Raw genomic sequence first — 14,980 nt, 5'->3', positions numbered from 1 at the left:
TGAAGGCGGTGGGTTGCGTGTCGAACACGCAGTCAGTTCCTCAGTCCGGCTCATCTGCGCAGTCTGGCTCGTCTGTGCAGTCTGGCTCGTCTGTGCAGTCTGGCTCAGATCCTCAATCAGGCTGGCTTGGCGATGATGTTGTTGAGCGTTATGGAGCGGATATTGATGCTCAAGAACGTGAGGCGTTCGGTGTTGACCGGGTGCGGGAACTGCTGGAGCGGCACGCGTCAGTGGGGCGGGTACGGCAACCGGGTTCTGCGGTGGTCAGTGTTGAGCCGCATGAGCGGGGCACTGTCGTTTTCTTGGTTGCGGATGACATGCCGTTCATTGTCGATTCGGTGACTAACTGCGTGGTGGAGTTCTCAAATAAGATCGGTTTTGTTTTCCACCCGACCTATATGGCGCATCGTTCGGTTGAGGATGGTTCGCTGGTTGGTTTGAAGAAGGTCCCGCTTTCGGATGCGGCGCCGGCGTCCGAGAGCACTGCGGCGTTGCCTGCGTTGGGTATGTTGGCAGCACCTGAGGGTGCCCGAGCTGTCATTGAGTCGTGGACTGCGGTGTTGGTGACTGAGGAACTGGATGCTGATCAGCGCGTGCAACTGCAGCAAGCTGTCGAATCGGTTTTGAAGGATGTTCGCAGCGCGGTTGAGGACTGGGAGCCGATGCGTGTGCAGGCCCGCCGTCTAGCTGATGCGCTTGAGGCGGATATCCCTTCGGTTCCTGAGAAGGAACGGCGTGAGGCCGCGGCGTTTTTGCGGTGGATGGATGATGATTCGTTCACGTTCTTGGGCTATCGCTATTACGAGCTTGAACAAGATCAGGGCCGTGAGGTTTTGCGTGGCGATGTCGATTCGGCGTTGGGTCTGATGCGGCGTACGGATGCTGTTTCCCGTTCGTTGAGTGGTAAGTCCGCTCAGAAGGCGCGCGAGCCGCATCCACTGGTTTTGACTACTGCTAACCGCCGTTCCACGGTGCATCGTCGCGTGTATTTGGACTATGTGGGGGTCAAAGAGTTTGCGGCTGATGGTTCGGTGATCGGGGAGCACCGTTTCATTGGTTTGTACACGTTTGAGGCTTTGCGTCAATCGGTCACTGATGTTCCTGTGGTGCGTTCTAAGGTTCGGCGCGTGCTTTCGCGAATGGGGTTCTTGGCTACCTCGCACACGGGTAAGTCGATTTTGCGGATTCTTGAGTCGTATCCGCGTGAGGAGCTCATCCAGTCGAGCACGGATGAGCTCACGGAGATTGTGGCGAAGATTGCCCGGTTGGGTGAGCAGCGCCGTACGCGTGCGTTCGTGCGGGGGGATGCTTTCGGCCGGTTTGTGACGGTCATGGTGTATTTGCCGCGTGATCGTTACAACACTACGGTCCGGTTGCGTGTTGAAGAAGAGCTTAAAGAGACTTTCGCGGCTGAGGCGATGGATCTGGATGTCTGGAATTCCCCGTCCACGGTGGTTCGGTTGACGTACCGGATCAAGGCTGGCGAAGGCGTTGACACGGTAGAGATTGATGAGCAGGCACTTGAGGCTCGCCTAACACGGGCGGTGCGTTCGTGGAGCGAGGGCATCCTTGAGGTGTTCACGCAGGAGCATGGTTCGCAGGAGGGTCTGCAGCATGCGCAGCAGTGGGCTGAGGCGTTCCCGGCTGATTACCGGGTGCGGTATGAGGTTGAAGATGCCCTTGATGATGTCCGTGCTTTTGAGCGGGTTGAAGATGATGAGGATTCTGCCGGTATCGGTCTGCGCTTGGACACGATTGATAACCCGGAAGAGCTCGATGTTGAGGCGGATGGCGTAACGATCGCTAAGTTGCGTCTGTACTTGAGCGAGCAGGCTCCGTTGTCCTCGATCATGCCGCATCTTGAGGCGTTGGGGATCCGCGTGATTCAGGAGCGTCCTTACGTTGTGGAGCCTTTGGGTGCCCGGGAACGTTATCTCTATATCCTCACGGTCGCATTGGCCCCTGAGATTGATATTGCCCGGATCGCTCCGTTGGTTGAAGATGCCTACCGGGCGGTTGCTGCTGGGCGCACGGAGTCTGATGCGTTGGAGGGTTTGGTCACGGCACAGGGCCTCACCTGGCATCAGGTCGCGATTTTCCGTGCTTATGTCCAGTATCTGCGCCAGTGCGGCTCGATGAACAGTGTTGACTTCGCGGCCACCACTTTGCTGCGGTATCCGGCGGTGACGGCTGCGCTATTGGGCTTGTTTGAGGCGCGTTTTGACCCGGACTTAGCGGGTGATCGTGAGCAGGGCCAGCAGGATGCCCGCGATGCGTTGGCATCGGCGTTGGATGATGTTGCGACCTTGGATGCGGATACGTGGATTCGACGTATGCGTGATGCGATGGGTGCCACGTTGCGCACGAACGCGTATCAGGGCAAACCTACTGTCGCGCTGAAGATCGCAACGGGTGAGTTGGGTTTCGCTCCGATGCCGCGTCCGTTCCGTGAGATCTGGGTTGATTCCCCGCGCGTTGCGGGTGTGCATTTGCGTTTTGGTGAGGTCGCCCGGGGTGGCTTGCGTTGGTCGGACCGTGAGGAGGATTTCCGTACGGAGGTTCTCGGTCTGGTGAAGGCCCAAGCTGTCAAGAACGCCGTGATCGTGCCTGCGGGTGCTAAGGGCGGTTTCTTCGCTAAACAGTTGCCTGATCCTGCTGTGGATCGTGGTGCTTGGGTTGAGGCTGGCCGGGCGGCGTATCAGGAGTTCATCCGTAGCTTGTTGGATATTACGGATAACTATGAGTACGCCGATGACGGCTCGCGTTCGGTGGTTCACCCTGAACGGGTTGTTGCTCACGATGGGGATGACCCGTATCTGGTGGTCGCCGCGGATAAGGGGACGGCGGCGTTTTCGGATACCGCTAACGAGATTTCCGCTGAGCGTGGTTTCTGGCTCGGCGATGCGTTCGCATCTGGCGGCTCGGTTGGTTATGACCACAAGGCGATGGGTATTACGGCCCGTGGCGCGTGGGAGTCGGCTAAGCGTCATTTCAAGACGCTGGGTACGGATGTGCAGTCTGAGGACTTCACGATGATCGGTATCGGTGACATGTCGGGGGACGTGTTCGGTAACGGCTTGATGCGTACCGAGCACGCGAAGTTGGTTGCCGCGTTTGATCACCGTGACGTGTTCATTGACCCGAATCCGGATCCGAAAGTTTCGTTTGAGGAGCGGGTGCGTCTGTATAACACGCCTCGTTCTTCGTGGCAGGACTATAACCCTGACTTGATCAGCTCAGGCGGTGGCGTGTTCTCGCGTTCCGCTAAGTCGGTTTCGGTCACCGAGCAGATGCGTGAGGTACTCGGCCTTGCTTCCGATGTGCGGGAGCTGACTCCGCAGGAACTGATTCGGGCCGTGCTGGTGGCCCCGGTTGATTTGATCTATAACGGTGGCGTTGGCACGTACGTGAAGGCCGAATCGGAGACGAACGCTGACGTGGGGGATCGCGCTAACGATGCGATCCGTGTCAATGGTTCGCAACTGCGGGCTCGCGTGGTGGTTGAGGGCGGTAACCTCGGTTTCACTCAGGCAGGCCGTGTTGAGGCCGCGCAACGTGCGGGGACGGTCAATAACACTGACGCGATCGATAACTCGGGCGGTGTTGAGTCTTCGGACCGCGAGGTTAACATCAAGATTCTGATGGACGGCGCGGTCCGTGATGGTCGTCTTGCGTTTGAGGACCGGCCGGCGTTGTTGGCAGAGATGACTGACAATGTCGCCGACGCCGTGTTGGCTACGAATAAGGCGCAGAATGTTTTGCTCGCTGCTGAGCGGGGTGTCGCGGTTGAATTCGCGCCGGCCTATGAACGTCTGATGGGCTTCCTTGAAGAATCGGTTGATCTTGACCGTGCGCTTGAAGACCTGCCGAGCTCGGATGAGTTCGCTGCTCGCAGGCAGGGTGGCGAGGGGCTAACGACCCCTGAAACATCCGTGGTGGTTGCCTACACCAAGATGCAGCTGATCGATGCTCTGGTGGATTCTGATCTGCCGGAGGACCCTGCCATGCAGAAGGTCCTGGAAGCGTATTTCCCTCCTCAGCTGGTTGAACGTTTCCCTGAAGCGCTCGCCGCGCATCCGTTGCGCCGTGAGATCATCGCGACGATGGTCGCTAACCGCATCGTGAACATCGGTGGCGTGACGTATGCGTTCCGTGCGATGGAGGAGACGGGTGCGGACGCGGCGCGTCTGGCTCGGGCTTTCTTAGCGATGGACGAGGTCTACGGTATCGCTGAGCAGGTTGAAGCGATCGCCCAGTTGCCGGCAACGATCGATGATGAACAGTGGCTGCAGTTGCACGTGGATTTGCGGCGGCTTCTGGATCGTGTGACGCGGTGGGTTCTGGAGCACGAGGCTCTGGATAGTTCAGTTGATGAGATCCTTGCGAAGTTCGCTGATCCTGTGGCTCGGTTGCGTGAGGGTCTGCCGGGCATGCTGTGTGGCGTGGATGCCCAACGTACACGTGCATGGTTCGAACGCGATGTTGAGGCGGGGCTCCCTGAGGAGCTCGCGCAGCGGCATAGCTTGGACTTTGAGTCCTACACGTTGCTGGATATCACCGCGTTGGCGTCAACGGGCGAGTGGGAGCTTGAGGAAGCCGCTGAGGTCTATTACGCGGTGTATGAGCGTTACGGAGTGGACGATCTGCTCTCGCAGATCAGCCAGTTGCCGCGCTCTTCACGGTGGGAAGCGTTGGCACGTAGCTCACTGCGTGATGACCTTTATGCCGCGGTGCTTGGTTTGACCCGCGCGGTTCTAGAAGAGACGGAGGGCACCGAATCACCGGACGTTAGCGATGCGGATGGCGTGGAGCTGTCTGCCGCGCAGGCTCGTGTGGTTGCTTGGGAGCAGCGTGATGCTGGCCGGATTGAGCGGGCGCACGAGCAGCTTGATGCGGTGCGTGAGGTAGGCGGCGGCCAGATGGCTCCGTTGTTGGTGGCTACACGAACCTTGCGTTCGATGATCGGCCGCTGAAGCTAGTTCCGGCAGGCGTGTGTTGGGCGTGGCCAGCGAGTATTCGCTGGCCACGCCCAGTTTTATTGTGCCCGTTAAGGCAACTGGGGCGGTTGATCTTCCCCGGATCTACCGCCCCAGTTGGCTTGGTGGGGCCCCATGCTTGCGTCCGTTCCATAGACGCCGAGTCATGAGCCCCGTGCTTGTTACATGAACGCGCGGACTTTGCGGACGTAGTCCCTGGTGTCTGCGTACATTCCGTACCGCTTGATGCCGGCGAGGCCCTGGTAGTAGGCGCCGATGGCTTGGTCGCGGTTGTCCGCATTGTTGTGCAGGTACTTGATGAACAGGACCCCGGCGGTGACGTTGTCGTGCGGGTCGAGCGGATCCAGCTGACGGCCGATCGTGTTGCCCATCCATTTAGCGGTGGATGGCAGAACCTGCATGGTGCCGACAGCGTTAGCAGGGGACACAGCGCGGGCATCAAAGCCGGATTCGATTTGTGCATGTGCCAGGGCCAATCGTGGGTCCACGCCATAGCGGACTGCCGTGTCGGCGACGATCTGCCGCATCTGAGCGCGGGAAGGCACCTGGCGCGCAAACAGTGTGCGCTTGGATGCGTTGGCGTTGGCGTGCGTCTGCGCATCGTAGGTGTAGTGCAGGAACTTATTGGAGACCAACGAGTTGTTTGCCGCCCGCTTGGTGGTCTTCGACGCGGTCCTCGCGGCGGTCTTTGGGGCGGACGCGGTGCCGCTGAGCTTGATCTTCTGGCCTGGGAAGATGACCGTGGAGGCGCCCATGTTGTTGGCGCGGAAGATGGTGGCGAGGCTCACGCCGTTCTTGGCTGCGATAGCCGAGAGGGTGTCGCCCGCCCGCACCGTGTAGGTCTTAACTGCAGAGCCGGCGCGTGTTGACCGTGCCTTGCGAGTGGCCTGCTTCTTACCTGCTGGCTTTGACTTCTGAACGCCTGGCTTAGGGAGGCTCGCACCTCGGCTGATGGTCAACTTCTGGCCTGGGAAGATCAAAGACGAGGCCTTGAGCCTGTTCAGGCGCAGAACCTGCTCCACGGGTACGCCGTGCCGGGATGCAAGGCCCCACACGGTGTCGCCGGCCTTAACAGTGACGGTCTTGGCTTTCGGCTTGGCCGCCGCAACCAGTGTTGCGGCGCGCGCCTTTGCTTCTGCGACGTTGGCTGGCGTTGGGACTGCTGCGGGACGCACCGTCGGCTTGAATGCCGGGGTGTTGCTTGCGTGAGCGGTTCCCGCGAGGGAGCCGAGGGTCGAGAGGGTGATGATGGGCAGGGCCGCCGTGGCGATAGCGCCATTGACGGCTGTGCGGCGCGGAGGCGTTGGAGCCATGATTGCTGACCTCACGTTGTGGGGACTTACTTACTGCACTGTTCTCTGCATCGTGCAGGTGGTATCCGCGAGAAGGCAGGAGGGGCAGCTCCCGGGTTCAGCAGTTGCTGTTTTGTTATCCCGCAGACAACACCGTGATGCAAATGTGACATCTGTGAATATACAAGAACAAAGTTCCTAATGTAAACCCAAGTTGTAAAAGTTTCTCAAGAGGTACCTGTGACACAAGTTAGAAAAGTGGCGACTGAGGCAAATGTGACTGTTGTGACTCATGTGTAATGGTGAGGCACGATCGACTGCGGCAACACAGGCTTCGCCACGACATCTCAGGCTTCGCCACGGCAACACAGGGCCCGGATCGTGGAAAACAACACTTCTTGGGCGAGTGTGTGCCACAGTGGTGGTGTGCAGAATTCAGTACAGAATCATCAGGCGCCGTATGGCGAACAGGACCTTGAAACGCTGGTAGGCGAGTGGACGACCGTCCCAGACCTTGTCGAGTCCACCGATCTTGATGTGCGCGAGCTGCGTCGCTTGCTCGATGTTCGCGCGATCCTCGCTGTTCCCATCGGAGAGCGTGGCGTGAAGAAGATTCCGGCACGCTTTTTCCGCGATGGAGTGCCCCTAGATTCGCTCAAGGGCACCATTCAGGTGCTCACCGATGCCGGGTACAGCGACGAAGAGCTCATCGCGTGGCTCTTCACGGAGGACGAGACCCTGCCAGGCAGCCCCATGGATGCGCTGGAAGCAGGGCGCAAGAGCGAGATTCGCCGCCGCGCATCAGCCCTGGCCTGGTAGTAGCCACCGGTCAGCAACGGCTGAGTTGAGCAGTGACGCTGAGCTGACTCGTGGATCGCTGACTCGTAGAACTGAAGCGCGCAGCGGCGCTGTTAGGCGTGGCGGCGGACTGCCGCGGATGCGACCGAGCGTAGCCCTTCGCGGGCTTGGGCTGGGATGTCAAGGCCATCGAGTGCGTTCATCGCTTGGTTGTAGAGCGCATCGATCTGGCTGGCGTGTTCTTCTGCTGCACCGGAGTCACGGATCAGTTCGCGCACCTTCTCGATCGTGGCGTCATCAAGGTCATCGCGGCCCAGGACGGATTCGAGCCAGGCTTGCTGTTCGGTATTGATCCGTTGGCGGGTCAACGCGATAAGCAGAGTGCGTTTGCCTTCGCGGATATCGTCTCCGGCAGGCTTACCGGTTTGGGCTGGGTCGCCGAATACGCCGAGTTCGTCGTCGCGCAACTGGAACGCTTGCCCTGCCGGCAGGGAGAAATCGGACAGCCCGTCGAGGAGCTCTTGATCCGCACCGGCCAGTGCGGCACCGAGCAGGGTTGGCTTTTCGGCCGAATAGCGGGCCGCTTTATACGTCACGATCGTCCAGGAGTTCTCCGCCGCCTCATCCGGGGAGAGCTGGGAGCCGGTTTGCTCAGCTAAGACGTCAAGGTATTGTCCCGCCATGACCTGGGTGCGCATCTCGTCGAAGAGCTCACGAGCAGTAGGCCCGGCTTCTGCGCGGTTGAAGAGGGTTTCGCTCAAGGCCAGCGCGATGTCACCTGCGAGGATCGCGCCTGCAATACCGAACTCTGAAGCAGACCGATTCCATCCGTTGTCCCGGTGTAGCGCCTCAAGTTTGCGATGCACCGCGGGCTGGCCGCGGCGGGTGTCTGAATGGTCGATGATGTCGTCATGGATGAGCGCGGCGGCCTGGAACAGCTCAAGTGAGGTGCCTAGGGTGAGGAGGCGTTCATCATCTGGGCTGCCTCCCGCAGCGAGTGCCCCCCACAGCGCGAAAATGGGGCGGAGCCGCTTACCGCCTGAGCTGAGAGCGCTGATCGCATCGATCAAATCGTTAGTGCGGGGGCTCACGCGGGTGAGGTCTTGGCGTTGCTGTTCAAAGAAGGTTTTGACGTGTTCTTCGATGGCGTCGCGGAAGAGCGCGCTGATGCGCTCGGGCGAGGTGTCTGGGCTCAAGCCTGCCAGGGATGCCTTCGTAGAATCAGTCATGTCACCATTCTAGCGACGCGCGGTTCTTACGCGGGCCTGTCCCGCCCCTGTCGAGGCGGAGCGGGGCGGCCAGGTGAGGTACTGAACTGATGGGAGGTGGTTGCCGGGTGAGTGAAGCGAGGCGTAGGCCGGAGCGGGTGATCGCTCACGTTGATATCGATGCGTTCTTTGTTTCGGTCGAGCGGATCCTTGACCCTACCTTGCAGAACCGCCCGATCATCGTGTCTCAAGACAGTCTGCGAGCCGTGGTGCTATCTGCTTCGTATGATGTGCGGGCCTATGGGGTGCATTCGGGGCAGCCGGTAGCGCAGGCCAAAAACATGGCTCCGCACGCGTTGATTGTCCCGCCCACACGCTCTGCCTATGGTGAAGCGTCGGCACGCGTCATGGAGCTTCTAAAGGATCTGACCCCGCTGGTTGAGCAGGTGAGCGTGGATGAGGCGTTCATGGACATCACCGGGGTGATGCGCCACTACGCCAACCCGTTTCATTGTGCGCAGGTGGCGCGGGAGCGCATCAAACAGGCGGTGGGTTTGCCGGCTTCGGTGGGGCTTGCGCCGAATAAGTTTCTGGCGAAGATGGCTAGCGATAAAGCGAAGCCGGACGGCGTGTATGCGATCACGCCTGCAGATGTTGAAGGTTTTATGCAAGCGTTACCGGTGGGTGAGCTGTTTGGGGTAGGTAAAGCCACTGAGCAGAAGCTGCATTCGCAAGGGCTCATGACCGCCGGCGATGTTGCACAGGCTGATCCGCGCCGGATGCTGCGCGTGCTGGGTAAGCATGGGCCGGATCTGATCAAGCTCGCGCAGGGGATCGATCCGCGCCCAGTGGTGACCGAGAGGGTCGAGAAGTCGATTTCTCATGAACACACGTTCGATGTTGATGTCACGGATGAAGCGCACTTGCGTACCTGGATCAAGGAGTTGTCCTTCAAAGTCGCTGAGCGTGTCCGGGCTGCCGGGCACCGTTTCTATGTTGTGGGTTTGAAGGTCCGATGGGATGATTTCACGACCGTTTCGAGGCAACGCCGCCTCAGTGACCCGACTGACTCTTCCTCAGTTATGAGCGAAGTGGCGCTATCCTTGCTTTCCGCTTTGCCACGCCCGTTGAAGCCCGTCCGCTTGATCGGGGTGCGGGCGGGGGAGTTCGCCTCGGAATGGGAAGGTGAACAACTCATGTTCGAATGGGAAGAAGCATTCAGCGACCACAGCGGGCGTGAACACGGTGGCAGTGAAGGCAACGCGACCGGACGCAGTGGGATACAACAACGTAGCGGGAGAGAGCATGCGGGACCTGCGGCACGGGCTGCGGGTTCGCAAGCGGAGAAAACGATGGACGCGATCAACGCGCGTTTCAAGGACAGCGTGCGCCCCGCATCGTTATTGAGAGGGGGTGAAGGTGAAGAAAAGCGTAGCGGCGGATAGGAAGTCGGCTCGAACTGTTAGCGCCCGCCTGCGTACAATGGGAATCCAGGAGTGGTCCGAAGAAGGGGGAAGCAGTGGGTTTATCTGAGAGTGAGCGCCGCATGCTCGCTGAGATGGAGAAGCAACTCCACGCAGATCCACAGTTTTCGAGCACAATGCGCCGCGTTGAACAGACGCCGCAGAATAAGCTGAGCACCCGCAACATCGCGCTCGGTGCGCTGATCGCATTCGCTGGCTTGGGCCTCCTCCTGCTCGGTATCGGCATCAGCGCAGGGCTGATCGTGACCGTGATCATGGGGATCGCAGGGTTCGGGATCATGGTCGCCGGTGCCGCACTCGCAATGCGAAAGACTGAACAAGAAGTCACCACAGAAAGCCCCAGCCAGCCAACTAAACGGCGAGGCGAAAGCCTGATGGCGCGGCTTGAAAAAGACTGGGACAACCGCCACAACCAAAACTAAGCGCCAACTCTCAACCTCAGGCGCTAGGCGGCAGGCTCCCAACACCAGACGCCAGAGATTCTCAGGTGGGTTCGAACATAGCTTTCGAACCCACCTTTTCTATGTTCAAACCTGTCTCATACACGCACCGTAAACCGCCCCCGTGGCGCTAAGAATTGTGCACTGAAAAGTTTTTCGTGTTGAAAGTAGGAGAAGATTTTTTTGCGTCTATGCTGATGCTAATTAACAACCGAATCCCGTGAGGGATCACTGCTTCCAAAGGCGGAACAGTCATGATGAAATCTGGGAAGAAGCTGTTGGTCGGTTTCGCTACCGTGTTCTTAGGCGCATCGCTTGCGGCGTGCGGCGGGCCGGAAGCTAGTACCGAAGCTAGGGATCCGGACGCGCGGGCAAAACTTGACCGACAGTCTTCCCAGATCCTCACACCGTTCTCTGCATATCTGCAGAACGACGACCCTGCAGATCAAGCCTTGGTAGACCAAGCTAACCGTATCTTCACCTCGAAATGCATGGCTAAGAAGGGCCAAAAGTTCTCAGCTGTTGGTCCTGAAAACGCGATCATAGATGACCGAACATTCGGTATGTGGGACGAGAAATTCGCTGCCCAATACGGTTGGGGATCCATGCCCAGCAGCGTAGACAAGACCTGGCAAGAAGAGGAGACAGCGGGAGGTAAAGCCTGGGAAGAAGCCTACGATGAATGTCAAACGGCCTTTGAAGAAGACTCTGAAACGGAGGGCCTCAGAGACATTGACCAGGAAGCCTCCGCTCGGGCTGAGGAGCTGAGCACTCAGGCTTTCAACGCTGCGGTTAAGGATGAGGAGTGGAAGCGAGTCCACGAGGAGTGGTCTCAGTGCATCACGGATGCGGGGCTCACCGCTCCGAAAAACTCTGAACAGTGGGCGTCCGTTGAAACTAAGAAACTTCTAGAGTCTGAAGGCGCTCAAACCTCGAAGGAAAGCATCCGGCTTGCCAGCATTGAGGCCCGCTGCAATAACCAGACCTCAACAAGCCAACGCCTAGGCGATCTTGTGGCCTCTTATCAGCAGCCGCTCATCGACAAACATGAGGCTGAACTTAAAGCAGCTAAAGAAGCAAAGGACCGCGTCTTGTCTGCGGCCCGCGAATATACTGCACGGAATGGCTAACTCTGGCCCACAGTAGATCTGACCCACAGTAGAAAGGTGTTTACGCATGAGGAAAGCCGGAGCACCGCATCTTTCACGGGTGGCTTTCCCCGTGCGTACCCTGATTATCACTGTGGTGGTGATCGGTGCGGTTGTTGCAGCGTTTTTCATCGGTACACTCACAGCCCCGAAAAACTCGGTCGCCACAGTCTCGGATGAAAGAATCCAGGCCACCGCGGTGGTTGAACAGCGGGCCATCGTGCCTGACACGGTCATCTTAGGCACGGTAGGCGAAGGCAAAACGAAGAATATTGTGCCTTCTGTCCTTCCTGAAACCGCCACCGTCACCAAGCAAGCGTTGAAGAAGGGCGACGATGTTGTTGCCGGCCAGCTCCTTGGATCCGTGGCTGGAACACCGGTGTTCGCGATGCAGGGGAAGCTACCTCTCTACCGTGACCTAGCCGCTGGAGATAGGGGCGACGACGTCGTAGCGTTCCAAGAATCCCTCCAAAACTCCGGGTACACGGTACAGATCACGGGCGTCGTAGACTCCGCGACCATCCAAGCCGTAACGGGTATGTTCCAACGCGCCGGATATGCACTACCGCAACGCGAGATCGAGCCACCACCGGAATCTACCCCGGCAGAACCTGGCTCAGATGGCGCCTCGGGCGAGGGCTCATCGGAAGAGGGCGAAACGAACGCAGCACCCGCGCCGCGCACGCAACCCTATATCCCGGTCTCCGCTTTCGCCGCCATCGACGGTAAAGGCGGAACCGTACTGAGCGTCGCCGCTGTCGCATCCACTGTTGGGCCTGAGCAGCCGCTGGCGAAGGTGCGGGTTGGCAGGCGGAGCATCAGCGCGCACGTCAACGCTGTAGAAGCCGAGCAACTCAGCAAAGGCACGGAAGTCCACATCACCGCCGACGCTGACACGTTCGCGGGCACAGTCGAGAACGTCGGAGAGTTCCAAGCCGGTTCAGAAGGTCGCACCCCTGGGCATAACGTGACCTTCACAACCAAAGATGAGGCCTTCGACAAAGTCCAGAACGGGACCCAAGTTCGCGTAGGCCTGAAAACCAAAGTGAAACCGCAAAAAGCCGTGCCAGTCACCGCGTTACGCCACGATGCCGACGGAGACTATGTCCTCGTCCAAAGCACGGGATCGGGCTCAGAACCGAAACACGACAACGGTCAGGGCGCTGACAAACAAGGCTCAGACAAGCAGGGCGCTGATAAACAAGGCTCAGATAGTCGGGGCGCTGACAAGCAGGGCGCAGGCAGCACATCCGAGCCGCGCCGCGTCAAGGTCACGGTGGGGAAGACTGCCGCCGGATGGGCCGCGGTTGAATCAGACGATCTGGCCGTTGGTGACACCGTGGTGCTTTGATGGAACGCCAAAGACTCATTCAGATGCGCGGGGTAACCCGCCAATACGGCCCGGACAGCACCGCCGGTATCTTCGACGTAGACCTAGACATTGACGCGGGAGAATACGTCGCCATCGTGGGCCCCTCAGGGGCGGGTAAGAGCACACTCCTGCAGATCCTCGGTTTGCTCGATGCCCCGAATGAAGGCTCATACACGTTCGCAGGCAAGGACCTTACAAGTGCAACGGAAAAAGACCGCGACCAACTACGTGCCGAAAGCATCGGCTTCGTTTTCCAAGCCTCACACGTGCTGCCTCACCTGGACGCGCTATCCAACGCGGCCCTAGGAATGGTTCCACACGCAGTACCCCTGCAGGAACGGTCAGAGATCGCATATGAAGCGATGAACAGCCTCGGCATCGCAGACCGCGCAACCTATAAAGCGGGTGTGCTCTCAGGCGGTGAAAGGCAGCGCCTCGCCGTTGCGCGCGCCCTGGCACCCCAGCCGGAACTGGTGCTCGCTGACGAACCGACAGGTGCACTCGATACCGCATCAGGCATGGCGGTGCTCGCAGACCTTGAGCGCGCGCGGGAACACGGCGCCACGCTCATCGTCATCACCCACGACGAAGACGTAGCGGCCCGCGCCCACCGCGTCATCCGCATCGTGGATGGCCGGATCGCCGAAGACACCGGCGCCGCCGAGTCCACACCAGCCGCCGCTAACGAATCTGTAACCAAACCACGCAAGGGGCCGCTACGAACACGCGTCGCTGACGTGCTGGCCGAATCCCTCACCGAAGTGCTGCTACGCGGGATCCGCACAGCGTTCCTGGTGTTGGCTTTCGCTCTAGGCATCGGCGGATTGATCGCATCAGTCGGGATCAGCCAGACAGCCGCAGTACAGATCAACGAACGCCTCGAAGCCGCAGCGTTCGACGAAGTGTGGATCTCCACCCCAGACTACGCACGCGAGGAACTAGAGAAGAACCTCGCACAGGATCAACATCGACTCAGGCAGCTCCCGCACGTGCAGAGGGTGACCCGCATGATCCAGCTACCCACCGAATCCACCGGCCTATACCGGGTGGAACCAGGAGACGTGAACGTCAGCGGGGGACTGCAGATCATCGCCGTTGACGACCAATTCTTCGAAACCCAAGACCTCACCCTAGGTAAGGAACACACGGCTGATCTTTTCGGGATGCCTGCTGTGACCTCGGTGGCGGTCGTCGGGCCCGATGCGCATGAAGCCCTGCAACTGCCCGGCAGCGAAGCCGGCGGCACGGTGGTGGTGGGAGGCCACCGTTTGACCGTCGTGGATTCCTTCACAACCGGTGAACGCCGCCCAGGCTTGAGCAACGCCGTGCTGGTTCCGTTGTCTCTGGCCCCTCAACTGCACCTGGGGCAACCGCAATTAGTGATGCGTACAGATAAAGGCTTCCCAGCCGCGCTCGCAGAAGCCGTACCGATGCAGTTGAACGCCGCAGACCCAGGCAGCTACAGAGTCCAGACCGTCGCAGACCTACGAAACCTCCGCATGGGCGTCTCAACAGACCTCGATGCGCTGGTCGGGATCATGGCGGCAACCCTACTGATTCTCGCAGCTGTGAGCGCATCAACCTCGATGTACCTCACCGTGCTCTCCCGAGCCCCAGAAATCGCCCTGCGGCGAGCTTTGGGCACCACACGAAAAGGAATCGCGGCACGGTTCGTAACCGAAGGCGTAATGATCGGTTTCATCGGCGGGGCGGTAGGCGCACTCGCGGGCGTCCTCGGGGTTGTGGCGGTGTCTGCCGCGCAAGGCTGGAAACCACAAGTAGAGCCGTGGCTTGTACCCGTAGGCTTAGGCCTCGGGGTTGTAGCCGGACTCGTATCCTCCGTAGTCCCAGCCTTCATCGCGAGCAAACAGCCACCAAGCAACGCCCTCTAAGCGCGCCAGGGCATCTCACCGCTACGATGCGCGCCGACGCAAAACCAGCAGGCTGACGCCACCCAGCATCAGTAGAGCAACCGAAGCCAGCGCCCCTTCAACGCCGATACCGGTACGCGCCAACGACGAACCACCCGGCGTATCAGACTCACCCGGCGTATCAGGCTGGCCCGGGGAGTCAGGTTGAGCTGGGTTGTCTGGTTGAGCTGGGTTGTCTGGCTGGCCCGGCTTACCGCCGTCACCGCCGTCTCCACCGCCCGGGGCGCTAGGGCCTTCGCTTGGACCGTCGCTCGGAGTCTCGCTCGGCTTCTCAGAAGGAGATTCGCTTGGCGATTCGCTTGGCGATTCG

At 59.7% G+C, this 14,980-nt stretch carries 9 protein-coding genes and 1 pseudogene; 7 read left to right on the top strand and 3 right to left on the bottom strand.

Features of this window, described 5'->3' with window-relative positions; genetic code table 11:
* Positions 1–17 precede the first annotated feature (17 nt).
* On the top strand, positions 18–4,973 hold the full coding sequence (locus tag HMPREF3160_RS03795) for an NAD-glutamate dehydrogenase (protein WP_141739811.1): 4,956 nt from the start codon (positions 18–20) through the stop codon (positions 4,971–4,973).
* Positions 4,974–5,158: 185 nt separating this feature from the next.
* Here HMPREF3160_RS03795 and HMPREF3160_RS03790 read toward each other — a convergent pair whose 3' ends face one another.
* Complete coding sequence (locus HMPREF3160_RS03790) at positions 5,159–6,310, bottom strand: lytic transglycosylase domain-containing protein (RefSeq protein ID WP_070507121.1); 1,152 nt, start codon at positions 6,308–6,310, stop codon at positions 5,159–5,161.
* Between the two features lie 405 nt (positions 6,311–6,715).
* Between HMPREF3160_RS03790 and HMPREF3160_RS03785 the strand changes: the two genes are divergently transcribed.
* Positions 6,716–7,108: an Rv2175c family DNA-binding protein gene (locus tag HMPREF3160_RS03785; protein WP_176744693.1), complete on the top strand. Its 393-nt coding sequence runs from the start codon at positions 6,716–6,718 to the stop codon at positions 7,106–7,108.
* A gap of 92 nt (positions 7,109–7,200) precedes the next feature.
* Here HMPREF3160_RS03785 and HMPREF3160_RS03780 read toward each other — a convergent pair whose 3' ends face one another.
* The gene (locus tag HMPREF3160_RS03780; RefSeq protein WP_035754461.1) at positions 7,201–8,316 is read right to left on the bottom strand and encodes a polyprenyl synthetase family protein; all 1,116 of its coding nucleotides are present in this window, start codon (positions 8,314–8,316) and stop codon (positions 7,201–7,203) included.
* Between the two features lie 107 nt (positions 8,317–8,423).
* Here HMPREF3160_RS03780 and dinB point away from each other — a divergent pair, with 107 nt between their 5' ends.
* The 5 genes from dinB to HMPREF3160_RS03755 all read left to right on the top strand — a co-directional run bounded on the left by dinB (position 8,424) and on the right by HMPREF3160_RS03755 (position 14,631).
* Positions 8,424–9,740, top strand: coding sequence for a DNA polymerase IV (dinB, locus tag HMPREF3160_RS03775; protein ID WP_176744692.1), 1,317 nt, complete (start codon positions 8,424–8,426; stop codon positions 9,738–9,740).
* A gap of 74 nt (positions 9,741–9,814) precedes the next feature.
* A complete protein-coding gene (locus tag HMPREF3160_RS03770; RefSeq protein WP_070507117.1) occupies positions 9,815–10,201 on the top strand; it encodes a DUF3040 domain-containing protein in 387 nt (128 codons plus the stop codon).
* Positions 10,202–10,473: 272 nt separating this feature from the next.
* Positions 10,474–11,349, top strand: coding sequence for a hypothetical protein (locus tag HMPREF3160_RS03765; RefSeq protein WP_070507115.1), 876 nt, complete (start codon positions 10,474–10,476; stop codon positions 11,347–11,349).
* 46 nt (positions 11,350–11,395) lie between these two features.
* A complete protein-coding gene (locus tag HMPREF3160_RS03760; protein WP_141739810.1) occupies positions 11,396–12,718 on the top strand; it encodes an RND family efflux transporter in 1,323 nt (440 codons plus the stop codon).
* Positions 12,718–14,631 carry an ABC transporter ATP-binding protein/permease gene (locus HMPREF3160_RS03755; RefSeq protein WP_070507113.1) on the top strand — a complete coding sequence of 638 codons (1,914 nt, stop codon included), beginning with the start codon at positions 12,718–12,720 and terminating at the stop codon, positions 14,629–14,631. The genes HMPREF3160_RS03760 and HMPREF3160_RS03755 overlap by 1 nt, the downstream gene beginning before the upstream one ends.
* Positions 14,632–14,652: 21 nt before the next feature.
* Here HMPREF3160_RS03755 and HMPREF3160_RS10145 read toward each other — a convergent pair.
* Positions 14,653–14,980 (bottom strand): annotated as a pseudogene (locus HMPREF3160_RS10145) (hypothetical protein); the annotation flags it as partial.

The sequence above is a fragment of the Arthrobacter sp. HMSC06H05 genome, assembly GCF_001807395.1.
Lineage (GTDB): Bacteria > Actinomycetota > Actinomycetes > Actinomycetales > Micrococcaceae > Pseudoglutamicibacter > Pseudoglutamicibacter albus.
Note: the sequence above shows the minus strand (reverse complement) of the source record. Positions and strands in the feature narration are given on the sequence as shown.

Bases quoted from the DNA above. Each gene is read 5' to 3' on its own strand.
- HMPREF3160_RS03755 (WP_070507113.1), top strand. From the start codon at position 12,718: ATGGAACGCCAAAGACTCATTCAGATGCGCGGGGTAACCCGCCAATAC.
- HMPREF3160_RS03765 (WP_070507115.1), top strand. From the start codon at position 10,474: ATGATGAAATCTGGGAAGAAGCTGTTGGTCGGTTTCGCTACCGTGTTC.
- HMPREF3160_RS03780 (WP_035754461.1), bottom strand. From the start codon at position 8,316: ATGACTGATTCTACGAAGGCATCCCTGGCAGGCTTGAGCCCAGACACC.
- HMPREF3160_RS03790 (WP_070507121.1), bottom strand. From the start codon at position 6,310: ATGGCTCCAACGCCTCCGCGCCGCACAGCCGTCAATGGCGCTATCGCC.
- HMPREF3160_RS03760 (WP_141739810.1), top strand. From the start codon at position 11,396: ATGAGGAAAGCCGGAGCACCGCATCTTTCACGGGTGGCTTTCCCCGTG.